Raw genomic sequence first — 12,858 nt, 5'->3', positions numbered from 1 at the left:
CTTAAGCGATTATCGTGCACTATCTTAACTTTTGTTTTCACACCTACACCCGCACCATTTGTTCACCGCTACTCGCCCACAACTCCGCCTGGGCGATCACCAGTTCAACGGCCTTCTCTTCCTGGTCTGGCGGGTAGTCGTATTTGGCTAGCAGACGTTTGATTTTGGAGCGCATCTCAGAGCGCACGCTTTCTTTCACATTCCAATCAATCGTCACCGAAGCACGCACGGCGTGGACAAGGTCAATCGTGATTTTCTTCAGAGTTTCATCGCCCATCTCCAGCACGGCGGTATCGTGATGGGCCAGCGCATCATAGATTGCCACCTCGGCATAGGACAGCTCCATCTCTTCGGAGCGGTGATGTTCGTCGCGTACCTCTTTGGCCAGGCGCACCAGCTCTGACACAATCTCGGCCGTAGACAGCGACCGGTTGGTGTAGCGGTTGACTGCCTCCTCTAGCTGCTCGGAGAACTTCCGCCCCTGCACAAGGTTTTTGCGCGAGATGGTCTTGATCTCGTCGTTGAGCAGGCGGCGCAAGAGCCCAATCTGCAGGTTGGGTTTATCCTTGGCAGTCAGAGAATCCAGGAACTCGTCGGAAAGCAACGAAATCTCGGGAGTATCTACGCCTGCCATCTCATAAATATCTACGACCTTATCTGCAGTAACAGCTTCGTTCAGCAACTGGCTCAACGCTGTGTCAATCTCCACCACCCCGGAACCACCGGAACCCGACCCCGGCGATTGGATCTTCAACAGTGCGGTGCGGACGTCGGTGAACAGGCGCACATCATTGCTAATGCGCTGGGCCTGGGGCTGTCCGCCCACCAAGGCATAGGCCTTGGCCAACGCCAACACCTGGTCCAAGTAGCGCTTGGTCCGGTCTGGATCAGCCATGACGTGGTCCAAGACTTTCGCATATTGGGCCAGGCGTTCCGACGGCGACAAATCCGGCGAACTATCAAACTGCGCAGCGTGAACGATGCCGCGCACCACGTCGTACTTTTCTAGCATCACGTCGATGAGCTGATCGATCGGCACGCCAACCTGGCTTTGATCCGACGGCGAGTACTCCTCCAACGCCTCCTGCAAATTGGAGAACAACCCGATGTAATCAACGATCAAACCACCCGGCTTGTCACGGAACTTACGATTCACACGAGCAATGGCCTGCATCAGGCCCGCGCCCTTCATGGTCTTGTCCACGTACATGGTGTTTAGGCTTGGGGCGTCAAAACCAGTCAGCCACATATCCCGCACGATCACTAACTCGAGTTCGTCCTCGGGGTCCTTGGCACGAGCCTTGATATCTCGTTGCTGGTCCTTGTTTAGCAGGTGTGGCTGGAAGGCCTCTGGGTCGGATGCAGCCCCGGTCATGATCACCTTGATTTTGCCCTTCATGTGATCATCAGAATGCCACTCGGGGCGCAGGGCGACAATCTTGTTATACAGCGCCACCGCGATACGCCGCGACATGGTCACGACCATCGCCTTACCGATCATCGTCTCCTTGCGTTTCTCCCAATGCTGCACAATGTCGCGGGCTACCAGGTCCAACCGGTCGTCTGCGCCAACGATGGCTTCCAGGCGCGACCAGCGAGATTTCGCAGCAGTTGCGTCCTCCTCTTCGACCTTCTCGGTGATCTCGTCGGCAAGCAAATCCAGCGAGGCATAATCTTCCTCGGACAACGCCACTCGGGCAAGGCGCGACTCATAGAAAATCTTCACCGTCGCTCCGTCTTCGACAGCGCGGGTGAGGTCATAAACATCGATGTAGTCGCCGAAGACGAAACGGGTGGACTTGTCGCCGGACTCAATCGGCGTACCTGTAAACCCGAGGAAGGTAGCCTGCGGCAACACGTCACGCATGTGCTTGGCCAGGCCAGACTTCAGCTTGCCGTGCTTGTCCAGTTTCTCTTGCAAGCCGTACTGGGAGCGGTGGGCCTCATCAGCCACCACGATCACGTTGCTGCGGTCTGAGAGCTGGAAGTTCTTCTCCGCGTCCACCGGCGGGGCGAACTTTTGCAACGTGGTAAAGATGATGCCACCAGAACGACGCTTCAACTTCTCGCGCAGATCCTCCCGCGACTCCGCCTGCACCGGGGCTTCCGGCAGAATCTTGGCCGGGGCGAAGACTTCTGCAAACAGCTGGTCGTCCAGGTCGTTGCGGTCGGTAATGAACACCAGCGTGGGGTTGGCCATCCGCGGGTCTCGCATGATCTTGGCGGCATAAAACACCATTTCAAAGCTCTTGCCTGATCCCTGCGTATGCCAGACCACACCACCGCGTCTGTCGCCATCGGGACCAGAAGCCACCACAGTTGACTCAATCGCAGCGTTGACCGCCCAATACTGGTGGTACTTGGCAATCCTTTTGATCAGCACCAGCGACTTCTCTTTGGTGTGTTTATTCGTGACGGTCTCTTCAGAAAACACGGTGAAGTTGAGGAGCAGATCAAGGAAGCGCTGTTTGTTAAACACTCCTTTGATCAGCACCTCCAGTGCCGGACGATTGGTCACCACATCCCGGCCATCAATGGTCTTCCACGGCGCGTAGTGCTCAAAGAAACCGGAGAACGTACTCATCGCCGCCGACGTACCGTCAGAAATAACTGTCAGCACATTGGTGGTGAACACCGACGGGATATCCCGCCGGTAGGTTTGAATCTGGTTCCACGCCGACTTCAACGTGGCGTTTTCCGTCACCGGGTTCTTCAGCTCCAGCAACGCCAGCGGCATCCCGTTGACATAGACCAGCACGTCGGGCCTGCGGTTCTTATTCTCAATAATCGTTAACTGATTGATTGCGGCCCAGTCATTGTTCTCTGGGTTGGCAAAGTCAATAAACCACACGTGTTCATAGGTCAGCTGCCCGTCACGCTCGCGCTTTTCGACGGACACCCCTTTGGTCAGCAAGTCATGCACACGCAGGTTCTCGTTGATAAGACTCTGTGACTCCGCCCGCTGCAGCTTCACAATCGCCTGCTCAATCTGGCGCCTGCCCAACCCAGGGTTGATCCGGGCAGCTGCTTCACGCAACCGATCCCACAAGATGACCTGGGAGTAATCCTCGCGCTCGGAAGCTAGCTCACTTGGAGCAATCAAGGCCCCATTGATCGTTAGGTAGCCCAGCTCTGCGAAATAATCCAGGGCCGCTAGCTCGACAATATTTTCGTTGAAACTACTCATCGTGATCCTCCTTGGCGGATTCGATCACACGCTCGCCAGCTTCGACGAAATTATCGAAATCCGATTTAAAAGTTTGGTCCTGCTCCACCCGAAACTTCGAATACTCCCCCAGCGCGAACTCGTCGGCAAGCTTTTTTGAAATCTTGCCGGCGTGCGTTAACAGCTCGCGCCCATCGATGGCTAGCACCTGATCCAGAAGGCCCGCCCACTGCTCCATTGTCGTTGGGATGTGGCGCTCAGCCCGGCTTTCGGCCAGGTTCAAAAACGTTTCGACGAGCCGCCCGAGGTCATTGAGTTCTGATTTAGACAAGTAATTCTTGCCTACCGTCACATCACCGGAAAGCACCTTGCCATCAGGCCCTTTCGCCCAGGTAGTCAAGCCCATGTGCGGTTTGTCTGCCGACGCCCGCTCCCGGATCAGCTCGGCCGCTGTGTGGCCATGAACCGCAAAGTGAAGCTTGTTTTGCACCGTGGCAAAGAACGTCTTTGTCACCGGAGCGTCTTTGTCGTAATCCGTTGCGGTGGCGTAAATATCGGTGACCTTTTGGTAGAACCGGCGCTCTGAGAGGCGAATTTCCCGGATCTCCTGAAGCAGCTGCTCAAAGTAATCCTCGCCGAAGATTTCGCCTTGAGCCATGCGTTGCTTATCGACGACATACCCGCGCAACGTAAAGTCCCGCAACACCTTGGTGGCCCAGATGCGAAACTGTGTGGCCCGCTTGGAGTTCACCCGATAACCGACCGAGATGATCGCGTCAAGGTTGTAGTGCTTGACGTTGCGGGTAACCTCGCGAGTCCCCTCGGTTCGAACTACTCGGAAATCCCGAGTAGTTGACTCCTTTTGAAGTTCGTCAGAGGAAAAAATGTTTTGAAGGTGCTCAATGATTGTGGGTACCGATACCCCAAAAAGTTCGGCCATTAGCGCTTGGGTCAGCCAAATGGTGCCTTCGTCGAACCGCACCAACAGATTGTTCTCGAGCTCAGCCGAAGTAAAGGTCAGGATCGGGCCTGCCGACGAGATCCCCACCTCGCAGGGTTGGTGCGCCTTGTCGCTCATAGACCGCCCTCCAGCTGCTCTGGTGTGATCCGGCCTGAGAGGAGTTCAGGGAGGAGGGTATCGCGGAGGGCAGCGAACCGCCTATTCTCATTCCTTCTAACACGGCACAATTCCAAAAGACCCGCTGCTTCTTGGTTAAACGCCTTCAAAATGTCTGGATGGGGTGACTTGATTCGATAGGTTCCAAATGCTGACGCCGGAAATCTTTGCCGCCCGGAAGAACCATTCATCTGCTTAATGGCCCACTCACGGATATGCTCATTTCGGACGAAACCGTAAATCCACGCGGTGGAAAAGCTCCCCCTTGGAGCTAGGACGATATACTCTGTCGAACCAAATCCGACCTGACCAGGAGGCAGCATATCCACAATAGCTGTTTTACCGTTTTCTAAGCATGGCGTAATTCTCGCCATCAGGACATCTCCGTTTATGAATCTCTGACCCCCTGAATATTCCTTCTCCCCCCATTCACCGACTGACAATGAGAACTCAGGCAGGTGCGTCATGCCAACATAAGGAGCTACACCGCCCTTGGTAAAACTACGTTTGGGTCCTACTTCAATAAGTTCAGAAACCGGAACCCCATTTTCGCATTCAGCCACATCAAAGCTACTGTTGAAACGAAAAAGTATGATCTGTTCAGCAAGAAAAATCTGCCGCTGGTTCGATTCGATCTTGTCGTCGAGAGCGCCGAGGACATGGGCGATCCTACGTTGCTCGGCAATCTCTGGAATAGAGATATCCAAGTCCTCAGCATGCGCCCGATTTAAACCAGGAACAGCACTATCGTTATTCATCGTTGATAGTGGCAGCGTCTGTAAGAGATAAAACCCAAACCGTAAATCAATACTCGGTGTGCCAAGCGTATAGAAAACGGTATCAATCGGCCACGAAGGATCTTCAACAAAATAGACCGATCCAATGGTTCCCTTCCGCCCAATGACGATGCAGGGTTGGTCGATCAAAGCTGAATCATGCTTTCCCGTCATACCAGCTGAGCTGTAGACGGGTACTAAGCCATCCTCGTTTCGCTCCCGTTTAGGCAATCCTTTGCCGTATTTGAAGGGCAGTACCTCGCCAAGCTTTACTCGCTCCCAATTCACTAGAGCTTCCTCCCGAACAGAGTGAGAATCTCTGCCTCTAGCTCCCGCCCCCGCTCAAACTCTTCGAGCAACTCCCCTGTGAGGCGCTTGATCTTGTCCTCGACGGGCTCGTCGTCAAGCTCTGTCTCCTCAAGGCCAACGTAGCGGCCGGGGGTGAGGACGAAGTTGTTCTTCTCGATCTCCTCGAAGCTGGCGGATTTCACAAAACCGGCGACATCCTCGTAGTCGCCGTCGTGATTACGCCAGGCGTGGTAAGTATCGGCGATGGTGGCGATGTCCTCGTCAGGGAACTCGCGCAGGCGACGGGTTTTAAGGGCGCCCATCCTGCGGGCGTCGATGAAAAGCACCTCGCCGTCGCGGGCGCGGTGACCGTTGCCGAGACGGTCCTTGGAGACGAACCACAAGCAGGCCGGGATACCAGTGTTGAGGAACAGCTTGTCCGGCAGAGCCACGATGCAATCCACCAGGTCTTTTTCGATCAGGCTCTGGCGGATCTCGCCCTCACCGCCGGTGTTGGAGCTGAGCGAACCATTGGCCAGAACGAAGCCAGCGGTTCCCTTGGGGCTCAGGTGGTGAATGAAGTGCTGCACCCAGGCAAAGTTGGCGTTGCTCTGTGGTGGGGTGCCGTACTTCCAGCGGGGATCGTCGACAAGCGTGGGATTCCACCAATCCGAGACGTTGAACGGTGGATTAGCGAGGATGAAGTCCGCACGCAAATCTTTGTGCTGGTCCTGAGTAAACGAGTCGGCGGACTTGGTGCCAAGGTCGGCCTCAATACCGCGCAGCGCCAAGTTCATCTTTGCCAACTTCCAGGTGGTATCGGTGAATTCCTGGCCATAGACAGAAATGTCGTTGCGGTTGCCACCGTGGGCTTCCACAAACTTAGAGCTTTGCACAAACATGCCGCCCGAACCGCAGGCCGGGTCGTACACGCGGCCTTTGTAGGGCTCCAGCATTTCCACCAACAGGCGCACGATCGAGCGTGGCGTATAGAAGGCCCCGGCGTCCTTACCAGTTTCTTTACCCGCAAACTCGCCCAGGAAGTACTCGTAGACACTGCCAAGGACGTCATCAGAGCCGTGGTCATCCTTCTCGCCGAAACCGATGGAACCGATCAGGTCTACCAGCCCGCCGAGGCGCTCCTTGTCTAGGCCGTCGCGGGCGTAGTCCTTGGGTAGCACACCTTTAAGCGTTGGGTTTTCCTTTTCGATGACATCCATCGCTTTGTCGATGATGATGCCGATCTCCGGGCTCTTGGCCTGGTCTTGAATGGCCTGCCAGCGAGCCTCGGATGAAACCCAGAACACGTTGCGCTTTTGGTACTCGTCGCGGTCTTCGAGGAACTTGGTCCTGCGCTCCTCGTTGGGAACAAAACCGTCACTGTCTGGGTTGGACAGGCTTTCTTCCAGCTCCGCGCGGCGCTCAGCAAAGCGGTCAGAAATGTACTTTAAGAAGATCAAGCCAAGAACAACGTGCTTATACTGCCCCGGTTCTTGATTACCACGCAATTTATCTGCTGCGGCCCAGAGCTTCTGTTCTAATGTTTGTTCATTCTTCTTGGATGACTTCTTCGCCACTATGTTTTCTCTCCGTATTGTTAATGCTTGAGTTTCGAACATTCACCTAAAACGCCTGTGTATGCTCGAAAAACACTGCTGTAATTATACCACAGCTGGTGGTCAAAGAGTTCGTGGAACGGGACGTCTCCGGCACCTCCACCAACCGCCCCGCACTCAAAGCAATGATGCGCTACCTAGGCGAGGAGCGCGGACGCATAGACTACGTCGTTGTCCACAAGCTGGACCGTCTGGCCCGCAATCGAGCCGACGAAGTCGCGATCACCAACAAGTTCAAAGAATACGGTGTCCGACGAGTCTCCACCTCGGAGAATATAGACCAAACACCAGGCGGCATGCTGATGCACGGCATCATGAGCTCCATCGCCGAGTTCTACTCCAATAACCTAGCCAACGAAGTACTCAAGGGTATGAACCAAAAGGCGAAAGCCGGAGGCACCCCAGGCAAAGCTCCAATCGGCTACCTCAATGTCCGAAATTGGACCAACGGAGTCGAGAGCAGAACGATTGAAGTAAACCCAGAAAGAGCATCCCTGGTGCAGTGGGCGTTCGGGCGCTACTCCCAAGGTGACATCTCTGTCAAGCAACTCGCCGTCATGCTCAAGGAAAAAGGCCGCACCACCCGACCCACCAAAAAGAGGCCAGCCCGCCCACTCAGCGTCAGCCATGTCCACTCCATCCTGACCAATCGCTACTACCTCGGCTTCGTCATATATAAAGGGGTCGAGTACCCCGGAAACCACGAACCACTCATCTCCCAAGATCTATTCCGAAAAGCCCAGATAGTCCTCGCTGGCCGCAGGCAAGGAGAGCGCCAGAACAAACACCACCACTACCTCAAGTCCATCCTCTGGTGTGGCGAATGTGGTGGTCGAATGAACCTACAGAAACCTCGCTCCCACACCGGCCATGTCTACGAATACTTCGTTTGCAACGGCAGGCTATCCAAGCACACCAACTGCCACATGCCCGCAGTACCGGTTGAGTTCTGCGAGAAATGTGCCCACGAGCTTTACCGTCAAATCCAAATCTCCAAAGAACTAATGGAGCGAACGGAAGAGAAAGTAACGGCAGAAGTTCGCCAGCATTACTCCATTGAAGATGCTGAACGCCGAAAACTGGAGAGCACCAAACGAGAACTAGAAGCCAAACAGCAAAAACTGTTTGACCCCTTCTACTCCGACCGGGACGCAACAAATACGGCGGTCATGGCCCAGGAGCAAAAGGACATCGACCACCGACTCACCACCGTCGAGCGACAGTTGAGCAACATGAGCAAGACCCGAAAGGACCACCGAGAACTAGTCTAGATAGCGATGAAACTCGCCGCCAATTGCTACCGCCTATACTCCACCGTCTCAGACTCCGAGAAACGAATGCTCAACACCATCTTCTTCGAGCAAGTCATCGTTACCAGCGACCCGGACAAGCACCACCATATACACGGACATTTAGGCCGACATTTACACCCCTGATCCAATAAAAATGGCGGCAAGCTTTACTGCTTACCGCCGTCTTATTTGTACCCCGTACGGGATTTGAACCCGTGTTACCGGCGTGAGAGGCCGGCGTCCTAGGCCGCTAGACGAACGGGGCTTAGAACTGTGACAACATTGTTTGACGCGAGTTACTGCGTTAAATCGCTATCACTGCTGGCCTACCAGGACTCGAACCTAGAATGACGGTACCAGAAACCGTTGTGTTGCCAATTACACCATAGGCCATTATTGCTGTGAACTAACTTGGGGCTTAACCCCTCGCCGCTCGCTGCAACGGTTTATTACTATATCCAGCACCGCCGATACACACAAATCGCCAGGCCAAATAGCATTTTCGGGACATTAAGAGCGATTCTTAATGCCCCGAAATTACAGGCCTGTGAGACTAGCGCCTGAGACTACTCAGCGCTCCACGGAGTCACGGCCAGAGCTGCCTTAAGGCGAGCCAGCGTGGACTCCTTGCCCAGCAGCTCCATGGACTCGAACAGCGGCGGGGAAACCTGCTGTCCCGAGACCGCGACGCGCAGGGCGCCGTAGGCCTTGCGGGGCTTGAGACCGAGGTCGTCGATAAGCGCGCCAGAGAGAATCTTTTCAATCTCTTCGGTCTTCCACTCCCCGAGCTCCTCCAGCTTGGCAATGGAGACCTCGAGAGGCTGAACCGCCTCCTCCTTAAGGTTCTTCTTGGCCGCCTTGGCATCGAGCTCCAACTCAGCGTCCGGCGTGGTTAGGAAAGACATGAGCCCATAGGCGTCAGACAGCGTCTTGATGCGGGTCTGCACCAGGTCCGCGGCGAAAGCGAACTTGTCTTCCGGGTAGTCCGCAGGGAAGTCGGTGTACTCGGTGAGGTAATCCCGCAGGCGCTGAGCAAAGTCAGCCGGCTCAAGCAAACGAATGTGGTCGGCGTTGATGGCCTCCAGCTTCTTCTGGTCGAAACGGGCGGGGTTGCCCAGCACATCGTGTACGTCGAAGTTGGCGATGAGCTCATCGACGGAGAAGATGTCTTTGTCCGCAGACAGCGACCAGCCCAGCAGGGACAGGTAGTTGAGCATGCCCTCCGGGATGATGCCCGCATCGCGGTGGTTGAACAGATTGGACTGCGGATCGCGCTTGGACAGCTTCTTGTTGCCCTCACCCATCACGAACGGCAAGTGTCCAAACTCTGGGGTTCGCTTGGCGATACCCAGCTCAATGAGCGCCTCGTAGAGGGCGAGCTGGCGCGGGGTGGAAGACAGCAGGTCTTCGCCGCGCAACACGTGCGTAATCCCCATGAGCGCGTCATCGACAGGGTTGACCAACGTGTAGAGCGGTGCGCCGTTGGAGCGGGCCACCACATAATCCGGCTGGGTCTCCGACTTAAAGGTCATCTCGCCGCGCACCAGGTCATTCCAAGCCCAGTCCTTGTCCGGCATGCGAAGGCGCCACACCGGCTTGCGGCCCTCCGCCTCGAAGGCATCGATCTGCTCCTGGGTGAGGTCGCGGTCAAAGTTGTCGTAGCCAAGCTGCGGGTCGCGGCCAGCCGCCTTGTGACGCGCCTGCACTTCTTCGTTGGTGGAATAAGCCGGATAGACATAGCCGCCATCCTTCAGCTTCTGCAGGACGTCGGCGTAGATGTTCATGCGCTGCGACTGGCGGTACGGCTCGTCCGGGCCACCGACGTTGACGCCTTCATCCCAGCCGAGGCCAAGCCAGTTCAGCGAATCAATGATGGCCTGGAAGGACTCCTCGGAGTCACGAGCGGCATCGGTGTCCTCGATGCGGAAGATGAGCTTGCCGCCGGTGTGGCGGGCATAGGCCCAGTTGAACAGGGCCGTGCGAACCATGCCCACGTGGGGCGTTCCTGTGGGCGACGGGCAAAAACGTACGCGGACGTCGGAAGTTGTTTCAGTCATGTCAACCATCGTAGTTCAGCGCTGAGTTGCTGCACCTCCCGCCCCACTTGGGGGTAATTGAACCCGATTTCCACTAAGCGTGAACTGGGATTTCAGTCCGGTCTTGTTGGAAGTGATTTCCATTCCCTATAGTGAAATTCTCTCGACAGAACTGAAGAAAGGCTCCATACTGTGGCTCGAACTCGCTCCGTGGCGCTGCTTACCTGCGCTACACTTCTCTTCTCCCCCGCTACCGCCTTAGCCGGTCCTGACGACGGCAAACACGTGGCCACTCAAACTCACATCGATTCCCCCAAAGCTTTCTGGGAGGGCAATGCTCTCAACCTCAAGAGCCATTCAGCTGAGTCCGACCACGATCTCGCCGACACCGTCACGTGGGTAGGCAAAGGCTGGGACCAAAACGGCACGAACCAATACCAGTTCACCGTGCCGCAGGACCCTGCGCTCTCCTTCCTGGGGAAGCCGGGCGAAACCTATTACATGGCCCCTGCCAGCGTGCAGGGCAGCCTGGACCCGGTGTGGATGGGCTTTGGCGCCGACACAGAGCTGCCTGTTGACGACTTCCGCGACAACATTGCTTCCCTGGATCTCTTAAGTGTTGACGGACCCGGCGATGTCGAGATGTTTGGCTACTACCCCGGCCCCGGCGGACTGCAGCGTTTCTTTGGAACCACCGAGGGCGCTCCGCATTCCGCCTGGCTGACTAGTGGCACGCATACCCACAACTTCACTGTCTTTTCCAAACCCGGGCGCTACCAGCTCACCTACCAAACCACCGCGCGAAACAAAGACGGCGAGTTCATTTCCTCCAAGCCGACAACCACGTCCGTTCAGGTCGGCGGGCAGCGCCCGTCAGACCACAACACTCCCTCCCTCAAGGAACGCTTTGAGCAGGCATCCGCGGGGGATGCCAGCCAGAAGGACTACCGTCTGCGCATCGCCCCTACCAAGTCCCGTGACAAAGATGGCGACGAGCGGCTTTCCTCCATCGACTTCACCGGGGGCAGTAACGGCACGCTCACGTTGCTTATCGACGGCTACTTCCTCACCGACCTGCCTGTTACCGACGGGAAAGCCCACTTTGACGAGTTCCTAGGCCCCGAGGCCTCGACAATCCAAGCTGTGTACACCCCGGAGGACGGTAGCCCGCGCTGGGTGAGCGAGGAGCTCGCCTACTCTGCAAACGCAGAGCTTTCCACCACCTCGAAGACGTCTGCGGACTCCTGGACCGAAACCACTAACCCCCGCCAGCTCTTCTCCGGAGAAGAGGTTTCGCTATCTGACACGGGGCTGTCTGCGCGCGCTGTTCCGGAGGGCGAAGACGCCACCCGCATCATCCTGGAGGCAGCCGATAAAAACCTGGAAGGCTACGTGCACGGTGGCTTCTTTAGCAAGGGAAGCTCGCTTCCGGACATCGATTTCGACGGCACGATCACCCGCGGCCGCGCGGAATTTGTCGTCGGTGCCGATGCAAACTTCAACGGCAATACCGTGCGCCTCGATATTCTTCCGCACCCGAGCATCACGCAAGAGTCCGGCAGCATCACGCTGACCGACAATTTCGCCTTCGGGCAAAAGTACGAGGGAGCGGGCAAACTCGGCGCTGGGGCTCAGGCTCCTGCGCCAGCCCCGGATAACAGCCCGAAACCGGACGCAGGAGAACACACTGGTACCTGTGCTGACAAGGTGGTACTTGACCGCGGCCACGTCGACATTGCGGTCACCCGGGAGGGTGATGAGTTCCTCACCCGCTTGAAGGATGAAACGGCCCTCGTGGACAAGAAGGCCGTCGAGCGTCCGCTCGATGACGTGGTCCTCGCGGTGCACGACAACGCCCTGCGCTCCCGCCCCGCCGCGCTGAAGGGCAAGGACTTCGATTACCTAGGCAAGGAAAAGTTCTTCCTCCTCCCACAGACCCAGGAGCAGAGCATCATCTGGCCGGGCTATAACACCCAGGCCCTCAACTACAAGGACTATAAAGACGGCAAAGTCACGCTCAACATCAAGCCCGTGGAGATGCCAGAGGGTGCGCAGGTAGGCCTTTTCACTGCCGAAGGCTTGGGCAAGGTTTTCACCCCGCTGATCAATTCCGCCGAGGGTGACTACTCCATCGAGACCACTTTTGCTTCGCACACCCACACCAATTGGGCGTTTACCAAGCCAGGCACGTACAAGCTTGAGGTCACCTATTCGGCCACCACCACAGAGGGCAAGGACATCTCCTCTGCTCCCCAAACGCTCACCGTCGCAGCGGGCGATGCCGCAATCAAAGACTGTGCGAACTCGAAGGACGGAAACGAAGGCGAAGACACCCCGAATCCAGGTGACGAGAAGCCCGGAGATAAACCAGGCGATAAGAAACCAGACGCTAACCAGCCTGGTGGCCAGAAAGACAAAACATCTTCTCTGCCCAAGCTCGAGGGTCTGTGGGGCCTGGTACTCCCAGTTGTCTTGGCCATCATCTTCCAAGGCTTCCTCAACTTCTACAACGATCACCATGACCAGATTGCGGCGCGGTTCAATGGCCTTCTTCCCCGCTAGAAAGG

At 56.5% G+C, this 12,858-nt stretch carries 7 protein-coding genes and 2 tRNA genes; 2 read left to right on the top strand and 7 right to left on the bottom strand.

Going from position 1 to position 12,858, the window contains the following annotated elements:
* Positions 1–43: 43 nt before the first annotated feature.
* The 4 genes from HMPREF2781_RS00220 to HMPREF2781_RS00205 are packed head-to-tail and all read right to left on the bottom strand — an operon-like array spanning position 44 to position 6,924.
* Positions 44–3,187: a type I restriction endonuclease subunit R gene (locus tag HMPREF2781_RS00220; RefSeq protein WP_070643371.1), complete on the bottom strand. Its 3,144-nt coding sequence runs from the start codon at positions 3,185–3,187 to the stop codon at positions 44–46.
* A complete protein-coding gene (locus HMPREF2781_RS00215) occupies positions 3,180–4,244 on the bottom strand; it encodes a virulence RhuM family protein (protein ID WP_046648120.1) in 1,065 nt (354 codons plus the stop codon). The genes HMPREF2781_RS00220 and HMPREF2781_RS00215 overlap by 8 nt, the downstream gene beginning before the upstream one ends.
* On the bottom strand, positions 4,241–5,347 hold the full coding sequence (locus HMPREF2781_RS00210; RefSeq protein ID WP_070643368.1) for a restriction endonuclease subunit S: 1,107 nt from the start codon (positions 5,345–5,347) through the stop codon (positions 4,241–4,243). The genes HMPREF2781_RS00215 and HMPREF2781_RS00210 overlap by 4 nt, the downstream gene beginning before the upstream one ends.
* A complete protein-coding gene (locus HMPREF2781_RS00205) occupies positions 5,347–6,924 on the bottom strand; it encodes a class I SAM-dependent DNA methyltransferase (RefSeq protein ID WP_070643365.1) in 1,578 nt (525 codons plus the stop codon). Before HMPREF2781_RS00205 ends, HMPREF2781_RS00210 begins: the two co-directional genes overlap by 1 nt.
* A gap of 98 nt (positions 6,925–7,022) precedes the next feature.
* Here HMPREF2781_RS00205 and HMPREF2781_RS00200 point away from each other — a divergent pair, with 98 nt between their 5' ends.
* Positions 7,023–8,234, top strand: a complete 1,212-nt coding sequence (locus tag HMPREF2781_RS00200; RefSeq protein WP_083308490.1) for a recombinase family protein — start codon at positions 7,023–7,025, stop codon at positions 8,232–8,234.
* A 213-nt stretch (positions 8,235–8,447) separates the two neighbouring features.
* Here the strand turns inward: HMPREF2781_RS00200 and HMPREF2781_RS00195 are convergent.
* The 3 genes from HMPREF2781_RS00195 to gltX all read right to left on the bottom strand — a co-directional run bounded on the left by HMPREF2781_RS00195 (position 8,448) and on the right by gltX (position 10,321).
* Positions 8,448–8,520: transfer RNA gene (locus tag HMPREF2781_RS00195), tRNA-Glu, on the bottom strand.
* Between the two features lie 56 nt (positions 8,521–8,576).
* Positions 8,577–8,648, bottom strand: a tRNA-Gln gene (locus HMPREF2781_RS00190).
* A gap of 173 nt (positions 8,649–8,821) precedes the next feature.
* On the bottom strand, positions 8,822–10,321 hold the full coding sequence (gene gltX / locus HMPREF2781_RS00185; protein WP_083308489.1) for a glutamate--tRNA ligase: 1,500 nt from the start codon (positions 10,319–10,321) through the stop codon (positions 8,822–8,824).
* A 162-nt stretch (positions 10,322–10,483) separates the two neighbouring features.
* Between gltX and HMPREF2781_RS00180 the strand changes: the two genes are divergently transcribed.
* Entirely contained in the window at positions 10,484–12,853 is a 2,370-nt protein-coding gene (locus HMPREF2781_RS00180; RefSeq protein ID WP_070643360.1) for a choice-of-anchor M domain-containing protein, read from the top strand.
* The last annotated feature ends 5 nt before the right edge of the window (positions 12,854–12,858 follow it).

Origin of the sequence: Corynebacterium sp. HMSC062A03 (assembly GCF_001811145.1) — a bacterium.
GTDB classification, from domain to species: domain Bacteria; phylum Actinomycetota; class Actinomycetes; order Mycobacteriales; family Mycobacteriaceae; genus Corynebacterium; species Corynebacterium aurimucosum.
Note: the sequence above shows the minus strand (reverse complement) of the source record. Positions and strands in the feature narration are given on the sequence as shown.

Coding starts and splice junctions, on each gene's coding strand:
- HMPREF2781_RS00220 (WP_070643371.1), bottom strand. CDS start 3,187: ATGAGTAGTTTCAACGAAAATATTGTCGAGCTAGCGGCCCTGGATTAT.
- gltX (WP_083308489.1), bottom strand. CDS start 10,321: ATGGTTGACATGACTGAAACAACTTCCGACGTCCGCGTACGTTTTTGC.
- HMPREF2781_RS00215 (WP_046648120.1), bottom strand. CDS start 4,244: ATGAGCGACAAGGCGCACCAACCCTGCGAGGTGGGGATCTCGTCGGCA.